Genomic DNA, 18,541 nt, shown 5'->3' on the forward strand with positions numbered 1-18,541 from the left:
TGGTCTGGGGCTCCGCGGGCGCGGCGCGCCCCGCGCCGCACCTGGGGGGGGGGCCCCTCATGGCGGGGGGCAACACCCACGGCCGGGGGGGGGCGGGGGGCGCCCCCCGGGGCCCCCCCCCGCACCGGTCCGCGTCGCTCAGACCGGGACCGACTCCGGAGCCTCGACGGGGGCGGGCCCGCCGGCGGGTCTCCCCGGCCTGCCGCGGCCCACGAACGCGTACGCCGCGCCGACCAGCAGTCCGCCGCCGACGAGGTTGCCGAGGCCCACCAGCAGCAGGTTGCGCGCGAAGCCGGCGGCCGTCGCGTCCGGCACGTGCTCCAGCATCCCGAGCGAGTAGTACGTCATGTTGGCCACCACGTGCTCGAAGCCGGAGCCGACGAACGCCAGCAGGGCCCAGAAGATCAGCGCGATCTTGGCGCCGTCCGACCGGGTCCGCGCGGCCATCCAGACGCCCAGGCAGACCAGGAAGTTGCAGAGCACACCGCGGAAGAACAGCGCCCCGCCGGACTCCGCCGCCTTCGTCTTGAGCAGGGTGGTGAGCAGGGCGAGGGCCGGCGCGGTGTGCCCGGGAGCGGCGCCCGCGGTGATGACCCCGCTGCCGTGCACCAGCAGCGCGAACAGGGCGGACCCGATGAGGTTGCCCACGAACGAACCCACGACCAGGGCCACCGCGTTGGCGCCGCTGATGCTGCGGACGACGACGCCCTGGACCGTCGTCATCATGTTGCCGGTGGTGAGTTCGGCGCCGGCGAAGACCACCAGGGTGAGCGCCACGGCGAACAGCAGGCCCTGGACGAGTTTCGTGGACGGCGACCCCGCGGCCGCCAGCGGTCCGGTGACCGTGAGCAGCAGCACCGCCGCGACCCCGACGAACGCTCCGGCCAGCAGGGAGCTGACCAAGTAGCGGCCTGGACTGCGGAGGCCGGCGGCCTTCTCGGCGGCCGTCCGCCCCTGCTCGTCGAGGGCCTGGGACACGGGGATCGGCATGGTGTCACCTCTTCACTGATGTACCGGAATGTCCGTCCTGGTTTTCCCGATGCTAGGTCCGTGGAGGCGTCGTGAAGGAAAAGGAGTTGCACGTCACAAGGGAAATGGCGCGGTATGTCATCGGCATGCAATCCGCAATGCAAGACCGGGTCAACGGAAATTCGGCCATGGGTAAAGTCGCGCTGCACGGCGGGTGGAGCCGCAGGAAGAAGCCGATCACCGGGCCGCCGCGGCGGAGAATGCCGAATGCGGCCCGACCTTGCTCTGCCTGATGCGTGGCACCGGAAATCATCTCCCGGGTGCCATCGCCGGCGGAATGCGGGCCTTTCCTGTCGTGGCGGCCGTGGCCGGGCGCCGTCACGGCCGCGTCGGCGGCGGACGATCGTCCGTATAATGGCCGCCGAGAGGATGCCCGTGCGGTCGGGTGCCCGCGAAGGGGAACGGACGCAGGCGCGACGCCGTCTGCGGGCGGTCCGCCCTGCGGTCACCGGTGGGCCGGGCATCGCCGTCGTGGACGCGGGAGGCATCGGATGGCAGGGCGCGGAAGCGGTCCGGACTTCGTGGAGGCGCTGGCCCGCGGGCTGGACGTGCTCGGCTGCTTCGACGCCCGGCACCGCCGGCTGACGCTGAGCGAGATCGCCGCCGCGACGGGGCTGGCGCGGCCGACGGCGCGCCGACTGCTGCTCACGCTGGAGGAGCTCGGCTACGTCCGCGCCGACCAGGGCGCGTTCACCCTCACGCCGCGCGTGCTGCGCCTGGGCATGTCCTACGTGGGCTCGCTCGGCCTGTGGGACGTGGCCCGCCCCCACATGGAGGCGCTGGTCACGCAGACCGGGGAGTCGTCCTCGATGGCGCAGCTGGACGGCTCCGACATCGTCTACGTGGCCCGCGTCTCCGTACCGAAGATCATCGCGCTGCGGGTGGACATCGGCACCCGGTTCCCCGCCCCGCAGACCTCCCAGGGCAAGGTGCTGCTGGCCGCCCTGGGCCCGCAGGAGCTGGAGGCCGTCCTGGCCGAGCCCAGCCGCTCCGGGCTGCCGGAGTCCCCGCGACGGACGCCCGAGGAGTTCGCCGCGGAGCTGCGCACCGTCCGGGCCCGCGGCTGGGCGCTGGCCGACGAGGAACTCGCCCCCGGCGTACGGTCGGTCGCCGTGCCCGTACGGGACGGCGACGGGATGGTCCGGGCGGCGATGAACGTCACCGTGCACGCCGCCGAGACCGGTGTGGACGTGCTCACCGGCACGTACCTGCCCCTGCTGCTGCGCGCGGCCGGGGACGTCTCGGCGGACTGGGCGCTGTGGCAGAGCCGGCCGCACGGCGAGGTGCGCCCCGCCGCCGGCTGAGGCCCTTCCGGATCAGGGCACCGCGCCATGGCGGCGGTGACGCACCGCACCTGCGGCCGACGCCGCGTCAGCGGGGCTGCAGGACGAAGTCGTACTCGGCGAGCAGGTACGGCACGTCGACAGCCGTTCCGTCGGGGGCCGGTCCCGCCGGCTGTCCGGTGAACCGGACCACCAGCGCTTCCTTCGTGCCGAAGACGACGTCGCTGTCCAGGTACTCGCTGCCCTCCTGGAACAGATGGGTGATCAGCTTCTCGTACCCCGGCTCGTCGACGAGGAAGTGGACGTGCGCGGGGCGGAAGTGGCTGATGTCGGTGGTGCTGATCAGGGTGCCGACCGGGCCGTCCATCGGGATGGCGTAGCCGCGCGGCGCGATGGTGCGGACGCAGTAGGTGCCGTCCTCGCGGGCCCGGTACTTCGCGCGCAGCCGCGCCTCGTCGATCTCGGGGAGCTGCGCCTCGTAGGCGCCGTCGGCGTCCGCCTGCCACACGTCGAGGACGGCCCCGGGCACGGGCTTGCCGTCCAGGTCGGTGACCTTGCCGGTGATGAACAACGGCGTTCCGGGAATGCCGTCGGACATGTCGAAGCCGTACGGGGCGGCGGGGGACCCGTCGATGTGGAAGGGGCCGAGGACGGTGGCGGGGGTGGCCCGCGGCGCGAACCTGTTGTTCAGCTGCACCACGAGCGTGCTCAGCCCGAACACGTCGGAGGCGAGGATCAGTTCCTGACGCTTGGCGTCGCTGATCCGGCCCGCCTCGGTCAGCCACTGGATCGCGGCCATCCATTCGTCCTCGGTGAGTTCCACCTCGCGTGCGAACGCGTGGAGGTGGCGGACGAGCGCGGACAGGAGCTCGGCCTGGCGCGGGGCGTGCGCGGTCGCCCAGCGCCGGGCCGCCAGTTCGGTGAGGTTGTCCTCGTTGACAAACACGGTCACTCCTTGGTGTTCCCTGCGGATTCGGTGTCCGGCCGGGGCGGGACGGGCCGGTTGTTCAGGTCGACGGAGAGGAAGATGTCGTTCGCGACCGGATCGCGCATCTCCTCGGCGAGCTGGCCGATGAGCCCGGCGGTGCGCGCGAGCAGGGCGAAGCCGCGCAGCAGCGGCAGCGGCAGCCCGAGGTCGGCGAGTGCGGCTCCGCACACGCCGGCGCCGTTGAGCGGAAGCGTCCTGCCGAGGACCTCGGGGTGCACGCGGCCGATGGCCGCGAACAGCGACAGGTGCGGGCCGAACAGGCCCTCCTCGGCGGCGATGGCCATCAGCCGGGGCGTGCGCGGGTCACCGTCCTTGTGCACGTGGTGGCCGAGGCCCGGGACGAAGCGGCCGGCCGCCCGCTGCTCGCGCACCAGGCGCAGCGCCAGTTCGTCCCAGCCGGAGTCGTCGCGGGGCGGTTCGCCGTGTGCGGCGAGGGCCTCGTGCAGGAACGTCCCGGTGTCCTCGGTGACGCCGAGGAAGCGCGAGCCGCCGCCGAGCAGCCCCGCGGCGAGCGCGCCCTGGACGGAGTCCGGCGCGGACAGGTACGTCAGCCGGGTGACGATGGCCGTGGGTGTGAAGCCGTGGTCGGCCAGGGCCGCGAGCACGGCTTCGAAGACCCGGGTCTCGCCGCGGCTCGGCCGGCGCTGCGTCGCCAGCCAGAAGGCGAGTTCGCCGAAGCCGACCGTGCCCATGATGTCTTCGGCGAGGTCCTGGCCGAGCAGGGTGATGCTCTTGCGGTCCGAGGCGCCCAGCGCGGTGGGGTAGCCGCCGGACGCGGACGGGTCAGTCACGGGTGTCCTCCGGGTCCTGGGCCAGCCATGCGCGCAGTTCGGCGCCGTGCTCGTCGAGTTCGGGCGGCGGCAGCCGGTACACGGCGGGAGTGGCCGAGAAGGTGACCGGGTGGCGGGTCGTGGGCACCGCGCGGTCGCCCTCGCCGACGGTGACGACCGGGTCCAGCCCGAACCGCTCGGCCATGGCGAAGCCGCCGTCGATGGTGTTGATCGGCCCGCTCGGCACCCCGGCCTCGACCAGCAGCTCGAACCATTCGTTCGCGCCGCGCTTGGCCAGTTGCTCCACGAGCAGCGGCCGCAGCTCCTCCCGGTTCGCGGTGCGGTCGGCGTTGCGCGCGAAGCGCGGGTCGTCGGGGACCCCGGGGATGCCGAGGACCTCGCACAGCTTGCGGAACTGGCCGTCGTTGGCGGCGGTCACGATCAGGTCGTTGTCGGCCGTGGGGAAGGGCTCGTAGGGGAACACGCTCGGGTGCGCGTTGCCCATCCGGTACGGGACCGCACCCCCTGCCACGTAGGCCGAGCTGTGGTTGACCAGTCCGGTCAGCGCCGACGACAGCAGGTTGACCTCGACGTGCTGGCCCTCGCCGCTGGCGTCGCGGTGCCGCAGCGCGGCGAGGATGCCGATGGCCGCGTGGTTGCCCGCCATGACGTCGAAGACCGAGATCCCGGCCCGGTACGGCGGGCCCTCGGGCTCCCCGGTGAGGCTCATCAGCCCGGAGACGGCCTGCACCATCAGGTCGTAGCCGGGCACCTTGCGCCCGGCGCCGGAACCGAAACCGCTGATGGAGGCGTAGACGACGGCCGGGTTCCCGGTCCGCACCGACGCGTAGTCCAGCCCGTACTTGACCAGGCCGCCGGGCCGGAAGTTCTCGATGACGACGTCCGCCCGGCGCGCGAGTTCGCGCGCCGCCTCCAGGTCGGCCTCGTCGTGCAGGTCGAGTGCGATGGAACGCTTCCCGCGGTTGATGCCGAGGTAGTAGGTGGACACCTCGCCGCGCACCGGGGGCGTCCAGCTGCGGGTGTCGTCCCCGCGCGGGCCCTCGACCTTGACGACGTCCGCACCGAGGTCCGCCAGCAGCATCGTGGCGTAGGGCCCGGCGAGGATGCGGGAGAAGTCGGCCACCAGCAGCCCGGACAGCGGGCCCGCCGGGCCCGGTCGCGCAGGCGCGGTGCTCTCTGACATCCAGTGTCACCTTTCATCTGACCGCAGGACGGACAGCCGTCCGTCACGGTGATTCTGTTGCGGAAAGCCGGGGGCGTCAAGGGTGATCGTCACCGCAGTGGCCGGTCAGAGGCTTGCCGGCACTGCGGTGTCTCGTTTGGCGACAGGGCCGGGGTCCGTCCGCGGGCGTGTGCACTCCGAACTGCGTCGCGAGGCTAGCGCTCGACCCATTGGCCGAATAGCGTACCTGTGTCCGTCAAGCGGCCAAGGGAGTTCAACGATGGATAAGGTCGAGGCATTCACCCCGGGGCGGCCCATTGTCCTGCGGGGTGGGACCGTGCTGCCCGTCAACCGTGAGCGCGAGGTCCTCGTGGACACCGACGTGCTCGTCGTCGACGACCGGATCGCGGCGGTCGGTCCGCGACTGGCGGTCCCCGACGGGACGGTGGAGATCGACGCCACGGGCGGCATCGTGATGCCGGGCATGATCGACACGCACCGCCACATGTGGCAGACCGCGATGCGCGGCTACGGCGCCGACTGGACCCTCACCCAGTACTTCGTCTGGTACTACCTGGAACACGGCAGGAAGTTCCGCCCCGAGGACGTCCACGCCGGCAACCGGCTCGCCGCCGTGGAAGCCCTCGACGCCGGTGTCACCACCGTCGTCGACTGGTCGCACGGCCTGCAGACCGTGGACCACGCCGACGCCGCCGTGGACGCCCTGCGGTCCGTGCCCGGCCGCTTCGTCCTGGCCTACGGCAACATCCAGCAGGCACCCGCGGAATGGACCGCCGCGCCGGAGTTCCGCGACTTCGTCGCCCGCCGCATCGGCGGCGACGACATGCTCGGCTTCCAGCTCGCCTTCGACGTCACGGGCGACCCCGCCTTCCCCGAGAAGCCCGCCTTCGAGGTCGCCCGCGAACTGGGCGTCGCCGTCACCACCCACGCCGGGGTGTGGGGCGCCACCAACGACGACGGCATCCGCCTCATGTACGAGAACGGCTTCATGACCCCGCAGACCGTGTACGTCCACGCCTCGACGCTCAGCGCCGACTCCTACCACCGCATCGCGGCCACCGGCGGCTCGGTCTCGGTGTCGACGGAGAGCGAACAGAGCGCCGGCCAGGGCTACCCGACGACCTGGGCCATCCGCTCGCACGACATCCCCGTCTCCCTGTCGATGGACACCAGCGTGTGGTGGAGCGGCGACCTGTTCTCCGCCATGCGCACCACCCTCGGCGCCGACCGCGCCCGCGCGCACCTGGAGGCGCACGCCAAGGGCGACACCGTCACCCACTGCGCCCTGCGCGCCGACCAGGTGGTGGAGTGGGCCACCCTCGGCGGGGCCCGGGCACTCGGCCGCGAGCGGGACCTGGGCAGCCTGGAGGCCGGCAAGAAGGCCGACATCGTCCTGCTGAAGAACGACCACTCGCCGGTCTCCTTCCCGCTGCTCAACCCGTACGGCCAGGTGGCCTTCCAGGCGCAGCGCGGCGACGTCCACACCGTGCTCGTCGACGGACGGGTCGTCAAGCACGAGCACCGCCTGGTCGGCGTCGACCTGGCCGCCGTACGGCGCGAGGTCGAGGAGACCGTCGACCACCTGCGGTCCGCCATGGGCGAGGAGGAGTGGCGCAAGGGGATGAACCCCGACGTCCCCGAGACGAAGGTGCTCGACAACCCCTACACCTACACCGACTACCGCAGCGCGTCGACGCACGGCCGGTGACGGCGACGGCACGGCCGGCACGGGTGACACGAGCGACACGAAGGAGAACCGAGAGATGAGCATGGGGCTGCTGCTGCTCCGACTGCTGCTCGCCGCCCTGCTCTTCGGCCATGCCACGCAGAAGCTGCGCGGCTGGTTCGGCGGAGCGGGCCTGGAGGGTACCGGCGCCGTCTTCGAGCGCTACGGCATCGTCCCCGGGCCGCGGATGGCCCTGGTCGCCGGGGTGGCCGAGCTGACCGGCGCGGCGTCGGTCGCGGCCGGACTGCTGACGCCCGGCGGGTGCGCGGTCGTCGTCGGGACGATGACGGTGGCCGCCGCCTCGACGGCGCCGGGCGGCTTCTGGGCGCTGAAGGGCGGCTGCGAGGTGCCGTTCCTCTACGGCGCGGTCGCCGCGTGCCTGGGCTTCACCGGGCCGGGGGAGTGGTCGCTCGACCACGTCCTCGGCCTGAGCTGGCGGCCCGCCCCCGCCTGGGGCGCGGCCGCGCTCGCGGCCGGACTCCTCGCGGCGACCGTACCGCTCGCCGGCCGCGCCAAGGTCCGCAGGAGCAGGAGGGAGTCCCCCGGGCCCCACGGGAACGCGTAGTCACTCCGGATAAGCCGCCTCCGGCCGGGCATACGGCTGGAGTACGCCACGCGACGCCGCGGCCGGACGGGCCGCGGCGGCACCGGAACCGGGGGGCACGACGGCATGGGCGCTTCGCTGGAGGAAACCGACCGTACCGACGGAGACCGGCCGGAGCGCTCCGTCGCCGACCGCAAGCAGGAACTGCGCCGCCGCCTGGAACGACTCATCGGCATCGCCGCGACCGAGGGCAACTGCCTGCAGGCCCTGCGGAACGGGGACGAGATCTTCCCCGCGATGCTGGACGCGATCCGCGCGGCGAAGCACACCGTCGACATGACCACCTTCGTCTACTGGCGCGGCCAGATCGCGCGTGACTTCGCGCACGCGCTGGCCGCCAAGGCGGCGGAGGGGGTGCGGGTGCGGCTGCTGCTGGACGGCTTCGGCGGGCGCCTGATCGAGCAGGAACTGCTGGACGGCATGGACCGGGCCGGCGTGGACGTCGCCTGGTTCCGCAAGCCCGTGCGGCTGTCGCCGTTCAAGCAGAACCACCGCTGCCACCGCAAGGTCCTGGTGGTCGACGCCGAGGTGGCCTTCACCGGCGGCGTCGGCATCGCCGAGGAGTGGTGCGGCGACGCCCGGCACCCCGGCGAATGGCGGGACACCCACGTCCGGGTCACCGGCCCCGCGGTGGACGGGCTGGCCGCGGCCTTCGCCCAGAACTGGGCGGAGTGCCGGCGCAACGGGCTCTTCGACCACCGCGACCGCTTCGGCGAGCACGAGCAGAGCGGAGGCGCGATCGTCCAGGTCGTCCGGGGCTCGGCGAGCGTCGGCTGGCAGGACATGCGCACCCTGCTCCGGGTGGTGATCGGCCTCCGCGGAGCAGCGCATCCGGCTCGCGACCGCGTACTTCGCGCCCGACCCGTACTTCGTCGGCCTGCTCTGCCACGCGGCGGCGCGCGGGGTGGAGGTCGAGATCCTGCTGCCCGGCCCGTACACCGACAAGCGCGTCTGCCAGCTGGCCGGGCAGCGCTACTACCAGCGGCTCCTGGACTGCGGCGTGCGGATCTGGCACTACCTGCCGACCATGATGCACGCCAAGGTGATCACCATGGACGGGGTCGCCACCCTGATCGGCTCGACCAACTTCAACCGCCGCTCCCTCGACCACGACGAGGAGGTGATGCTGGCGGTGCTCGACGAGAACTTCACGTCCGTCCTCGACGCCCACTTCGACGAGGACCTGCTGCGCAGCGACCCCGTCGACGGCACGCGCTGGCGCACCCGCTCCTCACTGGAGCGGGCTCAGGAGGTGGCGACCGCGCCCATCCGCCGCTTCCTGTGAGCATCATGGTGTCGCCCCACGAGACGGCCGCGGGGGCGTACGGACACCGGGCGCGTCAGCGCACCGCTCACCCTGGAGGGCGACATCGACGTCAACACCGGCCCCGAACCGGCATCGACAGGCAGCCGGACCGACGCCGCCGACGCGGCGCCGCACGAACCGTTCCCCGTCGACCTGGAGCTCGCGACGGTCGCCGAGCTGACCGCCCTGATGGCCTCGGGGCGCATCACGAGTGTCTCCCTCACCCGCGCCTACCTGCGGCGCATCGAGGAGCTGGACGTCGGCGGACCGGCCCTGAACGCGGTGCGCCGCGTCAATTCCGCCGCCCTGGAGGAGGCCGCCGCGGCCGACGCGCGCAGGGCGGGCGGCGACCCCGGCGGGCCGCTGCTGGGCATACCGGTGCTCGTGAAGGACAACGTCGACGTCCTCGGCATGCCGACCACCGCGTGCTCGGTGGTGCTCGCCGACTCCCACCCCGCGCAGGACGCCCCGCTGGTGACCCGGCTGCGCGAGGCGGGTGCGGTGATCCTCGGCAAGGCGAACCTCACGGAGTTCGCCAACTACCTCACCGTCGGCATGCCCAGCGGTTACAGCTCGCTGGCCGGTCAGGTGCTCAACCCGTACGACCTGAGCGAGACGCCGAGCGGCTCGAGCGCCGGTTCGGGGGTCGCCGCCGCGGCCGGACTGGCCGCCGTCACCATCGGCACCGAGACGGACGGGTCCATCCTCAGCCCGGCGTCGGCGACGTCGGGGGTCGGGGTGAAGCCCACCCTGGGCCTCGTCAGCCGCACCGGCATCGTGCCCATCGCCTCCAGTCAGGACACCGCGGGCCCGATGACCCGGACCGTCGCGGACGCCGCCGCCCTGCTGACCGTCCTCACCGGCACCGATCCCGAGGACCCGGCCACCGCCGGCAACCCGCTCGAAGGCCACGACTTCACCGCCGACCTGTCCCCGGAGGCCCTGCGCGGCGCGCGCATCGGTGTCGTCGCGGAACAGACGCCCGAGGACGGCACGGACGAACGGGCCCTGTGGGACGCGGCCCTGGACGCACTGGTGCGACGCGGCGCCGAACTCGTCGACGTCGGCATCGAGGCGCGCCGCCGGTACGACGTCGCCTCCCCGGTGCTGAGTCACGAGTTCAAGCGCGACCTGAACGCCTACCTCGCGCGGCTGCCCGAGGGCGCACCGGTGCGCACCCTCGCCGACGTGATCGCCCACAACGAGGCCCACGCGGACGACGCCCTGAAGTTCGGGCAGACGCTCGCGCTCGCCGCACAGGCCAGGGACCTCGGGCCGGACAGCGCGGACACCGTCGAGTACAAGGCGGCCCGCGCCCGGGACCTGGAGGAGAGCAAGGACCGCATCGACGCCCTGATGGCCGAACACGCCGTCACCGCCCTGCTGTTCGTGAACAGCGGCAGCTCGTCCATCGGCGCCAAGGCGGGCTACCCCTCGGTCACCGTGCCCGCGGGCTACCTCGCGGCCAACCGCCGCCCGTTCAACATCACCTTCCTGGGACGGGCGTGGAGCGAGCCGCTGCTCCTCGGCTACGCGCACGACTACGAGCAGGCGACCCGGCTGCGCAGGCCGCCGTCCGCCGTCAACCCCACCCTGCTGCGCCGCCGTCGGCTCGCCGTACCGGCGCCGAGGGCGGTGGACGCGGAGCGCTGACGGCGTCGGCACGTGGGACCGCCCTACACGAGCGGGGCGGTCCCACGGTCAGCCGTCCCCGGCGTCCTCCAACAGGTGGCGCACCTCCTCGGCGGTGGTCTCGTGGAGCTCCTCGCCCACGAGCAGCCAGCGCGTGATCCCGACCGACTCCAGGAACGGCAGGTCGTGGCCGGCGATGACGAGTGCGCCCCGGAAGGACGCGAGGGCGGTCGTCAGCTGACGGACGCTGTCCATGTCGAGGTTGTTGGTGGGCTCGTCCAGCATCAGCAGCTGCGGGGCCGGCGTGGCGAGCATCGACGCCGCCAGGGCGGCGCGGAAGCGCTCCCCGCCGGAGAGGGTGCCCGCGGGCTGTTCGGCGCGGGCACCCCGGAACAGGAACCGCGCGAGCCGGGCGCGGATCTCGTTCTCGGACACCCCGGGAGCCACGCGGGCGACGTTGGCCGCCACGCTCAGCTCCTCGTCCAGGACGTCGAGGCGCTGCGGCAGGAACCGCAGCGGCACGTGCGTCCTCGCCTCGCCCGACAGCGGGGCGAGTTCGCCGGTGAGGGTGCGCAGCAGTGTCGTCTTGCCGGCCCCGTTGCGGCCGACCAGCGCGACGCGTTCCGGCCCGTGGACGTGGAGGTCGCCGTGGCGCAACCTGCCGAAGCGTGGCCGCAGTCCCCGCAGGGTGAGCACGGTGCGGCCTGCCGGGACCGCGGTGTGCGGCAGGTCGACCCGGATCTCCGCGTCGTCGCGGAGCGCGTCCGCGGCGTCCTCGCGGCGTTCGCGCGCCTGGGCGAGCCGTTCCTCCTGCACGCCGCGGAGCCGGTCGGCGGACTCCTGCGCGGAACGCTTGCGTTCGCCGGCGACGATCCGCGGGGCGCGGCGCTGGGCGTCCATCTTCCGGCTGTGCCGCCGTCGGCGGTCCGACGCGATCCGTGCCTCCTCCAGTTCGCGGCGCTGGCGGCGCACGTCGGCCTCGGCGGCGCGGAGCGCGCGCCCGGCCGTCTCCTGCTGGGCGGCCACGGTCCCCTCGTAGTCGGACCACGCCCCGCCGTACCAGGTGACGGAGCCCGCGCGCAGTTCGGCGACGCGGTCCACGCGCTCCAGCAGTTCGCGGTCGTGACTGACCACGACGAGGACGCCGGAACGCCAGGATCCGACGGTCTCGTGGAGCCGGCGGCGCGCGAAGAGGTCGAGGTTGTTGGTGGGTTCGTCGAGCAGGAGGACGTCGGGGCGGCGCAGCAGCAGTGCGGCCAGGCGCAGCAGCACGGTCTCGCCGCCGGACATCCGGCCGACGGTACGGTCGAGTCCGAGGCCGCCGAGCCCGAGGGAGCCCAGGGTCGCCAGGGCGCGTTCCTCCACGTCCCAGTCGTCGCCGACGGTCTCGAAGTGCTCCTCGCCGACGTCCCCCGCCTCGATGGCCCGCAGGGCGGCGCGCCGTTCGGCGATGCCGAGGGCCTGGTCGACGCGGAGCGCGGTGTCGAGGGTGACGTCCTGGGGCAGGTAGGCGAGGCTGCCGCCGACGGTCACCGACCCCCGGGTGGGGGGCAGCCGGCCGGCCAGCAGCTTCAACAGGGTGGACTTTCCGGTGCCGTTGGCTCCGACGAGCCCGGTGCGGCCCCTGCCGATGGTGAGGGAGAGTCCGTCGACCACGGGTGTGCCGTCCGGCCACCGGAAGGAGAGGCCGGAGCAGGCCAGGGACGGGCCGGTCGGGGTGAGGGTGGACATGGTGATCCTCGCAGTCGCAAGCGCAGGGGTGGCGGGCTTCGTGTGCGAGCACCACGCGGGGACGGGGGGTGCGGTCCTCCGGGGAACGGGGACGGCTCGAGCACCGAGGTCGCATGCGCGCGGGGTCACGGGCGGCGGGAAGGCCGGCTGCTGCGTGACCGGCGGACGGCGGTGGGGCCGTGCGCGCGATGATCGCGGACCTCAGATGAGCAACGTCCACCTCTATCGGAGACGACAGGACCCGGGAACTGTACCTCAGGCCTCGGGGGAAACGCGCGGCCGCGAATTGCCGGGGGCCGGTCGATACAATTCAGAAAGGGAGCGCGGAAAGGTCTCCGATGTCGGGCCGCGTGGCGGTGGTGCGCGATGAATTCGATTCCGCATGACGTAAGCGTGTACGCCGGGCGGTCCTCCGGGCTCATCGGGGCCCAGATCGCCGGCTACCGCGTGGAGCGGGAGATCGGGCGCGGCGGCATGGCCGTGGTCTACTGCGCCCGGGACCTGCGGCTCGACCGTACGGTGGCACTGAAGCTGCTCGCCCCCGAGCTGGCCCGCAACGACACCTTCCGCCGCCGTTTCACGCACGAGTCACGGGTGGCGGCCGCGATCGACCACCCCCACATCGTGCCGATATTCGAGGCCGGGGAGACCGACGGTGTCCTCTACATCGCGATGCGTTACGTCTCGGGCCTCGACCTGCGGGCGCTCTTCGACCGGGACGGTCCGCTCCCCGTTCCCACCGCCCTGCGCATCGGCACCCAGGTGGCCTCCGCACTGGACGCGGCGCACGACCACGACCTGGTGCACCGCGACGTCAAACCGGGGAACGTGCTCGTCGCCAAGGGCACCGACAGCGAGCACCCCGAGCACGTCTACCTCACGGATTTCGGGCTGACGAAGAAATCGCTGTCGCTGACCGGATTCACCACGGTCGGCGAGTTCGTCGGCACCCTGGACTACGTGGCGCCCGAGCAGATCTCCGGGCGCCCGGTGGACGGCCGCTGCGATCTCTACAGCCTGGCCTGCGTCGTCTACGAGAGCCTGACCGGTGGCCTGCCCTTCGAGCGCGAGGAGGACATGGCCCTGCTGTGGGCGCACCAGTACGACCAGCCGCCACCCCTCAGCGAGCGGCGGCCGGACATCCCGCCGGCCATGGACGACGTCATGGCCAAGGCGCTCGCGAAGGTCCCCGAGGACCGTTACGACTCCTGCCTGGAGTTCGTGGGTGCCCTGCGGGCGGCCGCGGCCGTGACCGCGCCGGAGGAGGGTTCCGCGCGGAGCGTTTCCCCCGACCACCAGGTGACGCGGGTGGCGCCCCGGGCGCCCGTGCTCCCCACGCCCCCGGGACCGCCGCCGGACCCGCCGATGTGGGCCCGGGCGGTCTTCCGTCGTCTGCCGGATCTCTGAACGTCAGCTGCTGGGCGCGGTGCTCGGCGCGGTGCTCGGCGCGGTGCTGGGCGCGGTGCTCGACGCGCCGCTGGGCGAGCTGTTGACCAGCTGCTTGGGTTCGGTCGTCTCCGAGGTGTTGTTGACGAAGGTGTTCCCCTTGCCCTTGAGGTCGCGGTTGGCGAGGTCGGCGGGCTTGTTGCCGCGGGCGACGTTGTCGCGGATGGTGTTCTCGGAGTTGGACGTCCCCACGACGCTGCCGAACAGCACGATGCCGCCGGACATCGGGGACTTGCCGCTGTTGTCGCGCACGTCGTTGTCGGTCACGACGGTCTTCTCGACACCCGTGAGCAGGATGCCCGTGCCCTGGATGAACGGGAGGCGGGCGCTGGGCGCACAGTACTTGTTGTTGCCGGTGACCGTGTTGCGGCTGACGGTCAGCGCACCGCCGCGCGGGACGCCCTCGTCGCCGACGACGAAGACACCGCCGCAGTTGCCGGTGACCTGGTTGCTCTCGACCGTGACGCCCCGGACGCGGCGCAGTCCGATGCCGATCCGGTTCTCCGCCAGTTTGTTGCCGTCGATGACGGCGCCCTGGGTGTCGAGCGCACCGCCCTCGGTGTCCATGGAGTTGGCGAGGAAGATGCCGGAATCGCCGTTGTTGCGGGCGGTGTTGTCACGGAAGACGGTGCGGACGGACTTCTCCGCGAGGATGCCCTGCACCTTGTTGTCCCGTGCCGTGACACGGACGACCTGCAGGCCGTCGGCCTGCGTCGCGTGGATGCCGGCCTTCTTGAACCCGGCGACCGTCAGCGACTCCAGCGTCACGTCGGACGCCTTCTTCTGCGCCGTACCGGTGACGCAGATGCCCTCGCCCGCCTTGGCGCAGGCGTTCTCCTTGCCCTTCGTGCTCGGGGAGATGACGGTGCCCGTGCCCGCTCCGCGCAGCGTCAGCCGCGGCGTGCTGATCTGGACGCTCTCGTGGTAGGTACCGGCCGCGATGTCGATGACCTGACCGGGCTTGGCGCGGTCCACCGCCGACTGGATGGATTCCCCCGCGCGGACGGAGATCTTCTTCTGCGCGTCCGCGGACTGCGAGGCCGTGGGCTGCGACTCGCCGCCGCACGCGACCGCGCCCCCCACGATGGTCGCTGTGGCGGCCGCCGCGACGACGGCCCTGCGGGACCGACAGAGCTTCATGTGTGTGCACCTGCTTTCCGTGACATGTGATCAGCCGAAAACAGACGCTATGGACGGATGTGACACCTCGCCACTCCAGAGCCCGCGGCATGCGGGCGACGGGGCCCTGATCGGCCGGTGGCCCCCGGGCTCACGGGGGTGCCGGGTCCGGTGGCCGGAATCGATCCGGTACGGCTGATGGGGTGGCCGCGGCCGCATCAGGGCCCGGGCCCCGGGCAGGCGCATCGTCATGGGAACACTGAAACGATGGGAACGGGTGATCGAGCGCTGGGAACAGGTGCTGGTGGCGAAGCTGATCCACCGTGAGCCGGTGGAACTGGTGGACGCCCTGCGCCGCGAGTGCGACGAACGGGCGGTGGTGTGCAGTTCGAGCCGCGTGGTGGTGCCGAACGTGTACACGGTGGAACTGGCCGACGCCCCGCACCGGGAGCTGATCCCGCATCGGGCCCGCGTGGGGGAGGTTCTGACGGATTCGCTGCTGCGTCACGCCGACCGGCGCGGCTACGAGTGGGCCGGCCCGGTCACCGTGCGCATCGTCCGGTCCGCCGAGGTGCCCAACGGGCGTTACCGGGTGAGCAGCAGGCCCATGAGTCGGATCCGCGCGGACGCGCTCGCCCGGATCGCGCCCGGGTGGTCGTGAGCCACGGTGGCGCGGTCAGCGGGCGACGCCCTCCGAGGGGGTGAACTCCACGCCCTCCGGCGGGAGCACGCTGCCGGCGTCGTCGACGAAGACGACGCTGACCGGGCGGCCCTCGTCCGCCGAGCGCCGCAGATGGCTCGGCCCCCGCGCGGGGGTCCGGTGCGTGTCGCCCCACTGCTGGAGCGCCGCGAGGATCAGCCGCAGCTCCTCGCCCGCCGGTGTCAGGTGGTAGCTGTACCGGGTGCGGCTGCCCGGGTCCCGGTACGGCCGCTTCTCCATGATCCCCTCGTCCACGAGCGAGCCCAGGCGCCCGGTCAGCAGATCGGGCGCGATGCCGAGCTCCCGGCGGAAGTCCGCGAAGCGCGTCACCCCCCGGATCGCCGCCTCGCGCAGGACGAGCAGCGTCCACTTGTCGCCGACGACCTCGAGGGTCCGGGCGATCGAGCAGACGGTCTCCTCCTCGCCGGTGGCCTTGGCGCTGGACATGCCCCCAATGTACCTCTGGATTGACATCTCCAATTCAGCTGTTCCCGCGGCGTGCGGCGGTCAGCGGGCCGCGGGTGCGGGCAGGCCCGGGTAGAGCAGTTCGAGTCCGCCGGACAGGGCGGCCCTGACGCCGCGGCTCCGGTCGTCGACGACGACCTCCAGGGCCCGCTGCTCGATGCCGTCCAGGGCCAGGCCCGCCACCCACGCGGGGTCCACCTTGTCGGAGGGGTCGACGTAGTCGGCCATCTCGGTGTCCATGTAGCCCACGTGGAGCGCGGTGACGTCGATGCCGGACGGGGCGAGCTCCTGCCGGAGGACGTTGGTCATCGCCAGCTCGGCGGCCTTGGCCACGCTGTAGCCGCCGTATCCCGGGAGGTGGATCCAGGACAGGATGGACAGGACGTTGAGGACGGCTCCGCCGCCGTTCGCGGCGATCACCGGCGCGAAGGCCCGCGTGACGCCCAGGGAGCCGAAGAAGTGGGTCTCCATCTCCAGGCGGATGTCGGCCATGTTCCCCTCGGCGAGCCCCACGTGGGTGCTGACGCCCGCGTTGTTGATCACGAGGGTGGCGTCGGAGGCGGTCCGGGCCGCCCGGGTGATCGACTCGGGGTCGGTGATGTCCAGCCGGAGCGGCTCGACGCCCGGCAGTTCGAGGGCGTCGGGGTTGCGGACGCCGGCGTAGACCTTGGCGGCGCCCCGGTCGAGCAGCCGGGTCGCCAGGTGACGGCCCAGGCCGCGGTTGGCGCCGGTCACGACGGCGACGGAGTTCTTGATGTCCATGAGGAGCGCTCATTCCGTTGGGCTGAGTAGGTATCTCCAATCTAGGTCAGCTGAATTCTGAAAAGCAACCCAGCCGGGAAATGACCTTGCCCCGGAGCCGCGGTTGCCGTTGGCTGGGCGGCGTGACCGAACTGAGCACCGAACGCCTGATCCTCCGCCGCTGGCAGGACCGCGACCTCGCGCCCTGGGCGGCGATGAACGCCGACCCCGAGGTGCGGGAACACCTGGGGGAGCCGCTGACCCGGGAGCAGAGCGACGCGTCCGTGGCCCGGTTCCTGACCGAATTCGACGAGCGCGGCTACGGCTGGTGGGCGGTCGAGATCCGGGCGACCGGCGGGTTCGCCGGCTTCGCGGGCCTGGACCGGGTGGACGACGGCCTGCCGTTCACGGGGGTGGAGATCGGCTGGCGCCTCGCCCGTGCGGCCTGGGGCAAGGGCTACGCCACCGAGGCCGCCCTGGCCGTCCTGGCCTTCGGCTTCGGCACCCTCGGGCTCGCCGAGATCCTCGCGGTGACGACGGCCGGGAACCTCCGCTCCCAGGCCGTCATGCGCCGCATCGGCATGACCCGCGACCCCGAAGGCGACTTCGAGGACCCCACCGCCCCCGAAGGGCCGCTGCGCCCCAACGTGCTGCACCGGATCACGGCGGGCACCCCGCTCGAGGCGCCCTAACATGGCCGCCGGGAGGCGGCGCGCAGTGCACGGGCGACGCCGCGGACGCCGGAGGACGGACACGGATGACGAGGTGGCGGCGGTTCGAGTCCCCGGGGGCCGGGAGGACCGAGTACCGGGAGATCCGTCAGGAGGGGATCCGCTGCTTCTTGCGCTGGGGCTCCGTCGGCGCGGACGGCAAGGGGAGCACCTCGACGCTCGACGACGAGGAGCACGCCCGGCGCCACGCCGCGCGCAAGGCCGGCGCGTGGCTGCGGAAGGGTTTCGTGGAGGTCGACCCACCGGAGGACGACGCCGGACCCGACCCGGAGGCGAAGGTCCTCGACGTGCTGCGGGCGGGCGCCCGGCCGCACGCCCGGCCGCACGCCCCGGCCCGGGAGTACCTGCCGGTCGAGGGCTTCGAGCAGGTGTACCGCCATGTGCTCGCGCCCGGGCGGCCGGCGGGTTTCCACGAGTACGTGGTCCTGCGCGACGACGGACGCAGCGCCGTCCGCTTCGCCGTACGGTCCGACCAGAGTGACGCCGCGGCGGTGTCCGCCTTCCTGGACTTCGTCCGTACCCGTCGCGACCTGGCCTTCGACGGGCGCTCCCACCACAAGGTGCCGCTGCCGGAGCCAGTCGGGGCGTTCAGCCACGCGCTGTTCTGCGCACCGGCCCTCGGACGTGGCTGCGTCGCCTACCCCGCCATCGCCGACCGTGTCGCCGCGGCCTTCCCGGTCTTCGACTGCGAGATCGGTGACGCGGATCCCGAGGTCCTGGTCGACGCGCGGATCCACGGGCACGGCTCCCTGCCGTACGCCGACTGGGCCCGCCGGCCGCAACCGGTCGTCGACCTCCGCTTCGACGTCCAGCCGTCCCATTACCGGCGGACACGGACGTTCAAGGTGTTCGGCACCGCCGATCTCGAGGCCCTCCTGGCGGCGCTGCCGGGCGCGGACCCCGCCAGTTGGCTGGAAGTGCGCTCCTTCCGCGGCGAGACCCGGCGCTTCACACCCGCCGCGGTCCCGTCCCTCGCGGAGGTGACGTCCTTCCTGCACGGCTGAGGCGGCCCCGAGTGGTGACCTCGCCCGCCTGCGCAAGACTGGGAACCTGAGGACCGGAACGT

At 72.7% G+C, this 18,541-nt stretch carries 17 protein-coding genes and 1 pseudogene; 10 read left to right on the forward strand and 8 right to left on the reverse strand.

What is annotated here, in order from left to right; translation table 11 throughout:
- Positions 1-138: 138 nt before the first annotated feature.
- Positions 139-990: a formate/nitrite transporter family protein gene (locus tag ACFV3E_RS27250; protein ID WP_500537039.1), complete on the reverse strand. Its 852-nt coding sequence runs from the start codon at positions 988-990 to the stop codon at positions 139-141.
- Between the two features lie 71 nt (positions 991-1,061).
- On the opposite strand from ACFV3E_RS27250, the gene ACFV3E_RS27255 reads away from it, so the two are divergent.
- Both ACFV3E_RS27255 and ACFV3E_RS27260 read left to right on the forward strand, forming a co-directional pair.
- Positions 1,062-1,262, forward strand: a complete 201-nt coding sequence (locus ACFV3E_RS27255; RefSeq protein WP_500537040.1) for a hypothetical protein — start codon at positions 1,062-1,064, stop codon at positions 1,260-1,262.
- A gap of 258 nt (positions 1,263-1,520) precedes the next feature.
- Positions 1,521-2,333, forward strand: coding sequence for an IclR family transcriptional regulator domain-containing protein (locus ACFV3E_RS27260; RefSeq protein ID WP_500537041.1), 813 nt, complete (start codon positions 1,521-1,523; stop codon positions 2,331-2,333).
- A gap of 67 nt (positions 2,334-2,400) precedes the next feature.
- Here ACFV3E_RS27260 and ACFV3E_RS27265 read toward each other — a convergent pair whose 3' ends face one another.
- From ACFV3E_RS27265 to ACFV3E_RS27275, 3 genes are read right to left on the reverse strand one after another with little or no spacing between them, the layout of a single operon-like run.
- Entirely contained in the window at positions 2,401-3,258 is an 858-nt protein-coding gene (locus ACFV3E_RS27265) for a dioxygenase family protein (RefSeq protein ID WP_500537042.1), read from the reverse strand.
- A gap of 2 nt (positions 3,259-3,260) precedes the next feature.
- Positions 3,261-4,091: a citryl-CoA lyase gene (locus ACFV3E_RS27270; protein WP_500537043.1), complete on the reverse strand. Its 831-nt coding sequence runs from the start codon at positions 4,089-4,091 to the stop codon at positions 3,261-3,263.
- Positions 4,084-5,274, reverse strand: coding sequence for a CaiB/BaiF CoA transferase family protein (locus tag ACFV3E_RS27275; RefSeq protein ID WP_500537044.1), 1,191 nt, complete (start codon positions 5,272-5,274; stop codon positions 4,084-4,086). The genes ACFV3E_RS27270 and ACFV3E_RS27275 overlap by 8 nt, the downstream gene beginning before the upstream one ends.
- 259 nt (positions 5,275-5,533) lie before the next feature.
- Between ACFV3E_RS27275 and ACFV3E_RS27280 the strand changes: the two genes are divergently transcribed.
- From ACFV3E_RS27280 to ACFV3E_RS27295, 4 genes and pseudogenes are all read left to right on the forward strand, one after another.
- On the forward strand, positions 5,534-6,982 hold the full coding sequence (locus ACFV3E_RS27280) for an amidohydrolase family protein (RefSeq protein ID WP_500537045.1): 1,449 nt from the start codon (positions 5,534-5,536) through the stop codon (positions 6,980-6,982).
- 55 nt (positions 6,983-7,037) lie between these two features.
- Positions 7,038-7,565, forward strand: a complete 528-nt coding sequence (locus tag ACFV3E_RS27285) for a DoxX family protein (protein ID WP_500537046.1) — start codon at positions 7,038-7,040, stop codon at positions 7,563-7,565.
- Between the two features lie 105 nt (positions 7,566-7,670).
- Positions 7,671-8,889: pseudogene (locus ACFV3E_RS27290) on the forward strand (phospholipase D-like domain-containing protein).
- A 210-nt stretch (positions 8,890-9,099) separates the two neighbouring features.
- On the forward strand, positions 9,100-10,563 hold the full coding sequence (locus ACFV3E_RS27295) for an amidase family protein (RefSeq protein WP_500537047.1): 1,464 nt from the start codon (positions 9,100-9,102) through the stop codon (positions 10,561-10,563).
- A gap of 48 nt (positions 10,564-10,611) precedes the next feature.
- On the opposite strand, the gene ACFV3E_RS27300 is transcribed toward ACFV3E_RS27295, so the two are convergent.
- A complete protein-coding gene (locus tag ACFV3E_RS27300; RefSeq protein ID WP_500537048.1) occupies positions 10,612-12,273 on the reverse strand; it encodes an ABC-F family ATP-binding cassette domain-containing protein in 1,662 nt (553 codons plus the stop codon).
- Between the two features lie 366 nt (positions 12,274-12,639).
- On the opposite strand from ACFV3E_RS27300, the gene ACFV3E_RS27305 reads away from it, so the two are divergent.
- Positions 12,640-13,680, forward strand: coding sequence for a serine/threonine-protein kinase (locus tag ACFV3E_RS27305; RefSeq protein WP_500537049.1), 1,041 nt, complete (start codon positions 12,640-12,642; stop codon positions 13,678-13,680).
- Between the two features lie 3 nt (positions 13,681-13,683).
- On the opposite strand, the gene ACFV3E_RS27310 is transcribed toward ACFV3E_RS27305, so the two are convergent.
- Positions 13,684-14,859, reverse strand: coding sequence for a right-handed parallel beta-helix repeat-containing protein (locus ACFV3E_RS27310; protein WP_500537050.1), 1,176 nt, complete (start codon positions 14,857-14,859; stop codon positions 13,684-13,686).
- Positions 14,860-15,088: 229 nt separating this feature from the next.
- On the opposite strand from ACFV3E_RS27310, the gene ACFV3E_RS27315 reads away from it, so the two are divergent.
- Positions 15,089-15,499 carry a DUF3662 domain-containing protein gene (locus ACFV3E_RS27315; protein WP_500537051.1) on the forward strand — a complete coding sequence of 137 codons (411 nt, stop codon included), beginning with the start codon at positions 15,089-15,091 and terminating at the stop codon, positions 15,497-15,499.
- Between the two features lie 15 nt (positions 15,500-15,514).
- Here the strand turns inward: ACFV3E_RS27315 and ACFV3E_RS27320 are convergent, their stop codons facing one another.
- Together ACFV3E_RS27320 and ACFV3E_RS27325 are read right to left on the reverse strand one after the other, a co-directional pair.
- The gene (locus ACFV3E_RS27320) at positions 15,515-15,985 is read right to left on the reverse strand and encodes a winged helix-turn-helix transcriptional regulator (protein WP_500537052.1); all 471 of its coding nucleotides are present in this window, start codon (positions 15,983-15,985) and stop codon (positions 15,515-15,517) included.
- Positions 15,986-16,045: 60 nt separating this feature from the next.
- Positions 16,046-16,765: an SDR family oxidoreductase gene (locus ACFV3E_RS27325; RefSeq protein ID WP_500537053.1), complete on the reverse strand. Its 720-nt coding sequence runs from the start codon at positions 16,763-16,765 to the stop codon at positions 16,046-16,048.
- Positions 16,766-16,887: 122 nt separating this feature from the next.
- Here ACFV3E_RS27325 and ACFV3E_RS27330 point away from each other — a divergent pair, with 122 nt between their 5' ends.
- Positions 16,888-17,436, forward strand: a complete 549-nt coding sequence (locus ACFV3E_RS27330) for a GNAT family N-acetyltransferase (protein ID WP_500537054.1) — start codon at positions 16,888-16,890, stop codon at positions 17,434-17,436.
- Between the two features lie 65 nt (positions 17,437-17,501).
- Positions 17,502-18,479: a WGR domain-containing protein gene (locus ACFV3E_RS27335; RefSeq protein WP_500537055.1), complete on the forward strand. Its 978-nt coding sequence runs from the start codon at positions 17,502-17,504 to the stop codon at positions 18,477-18,479.
- Positions 18,480-18,541: the final 62 nt, after the last annotated feature.

It is taken from the genome of Streptomyces sp. NPDC059718 (assembly GCF_042733315.1).
Lineage (GTDB): Bacteria > Actinomycetota > Actinomycetes > Streptomycetales > Streptomycetaceae > Actinacidiphila.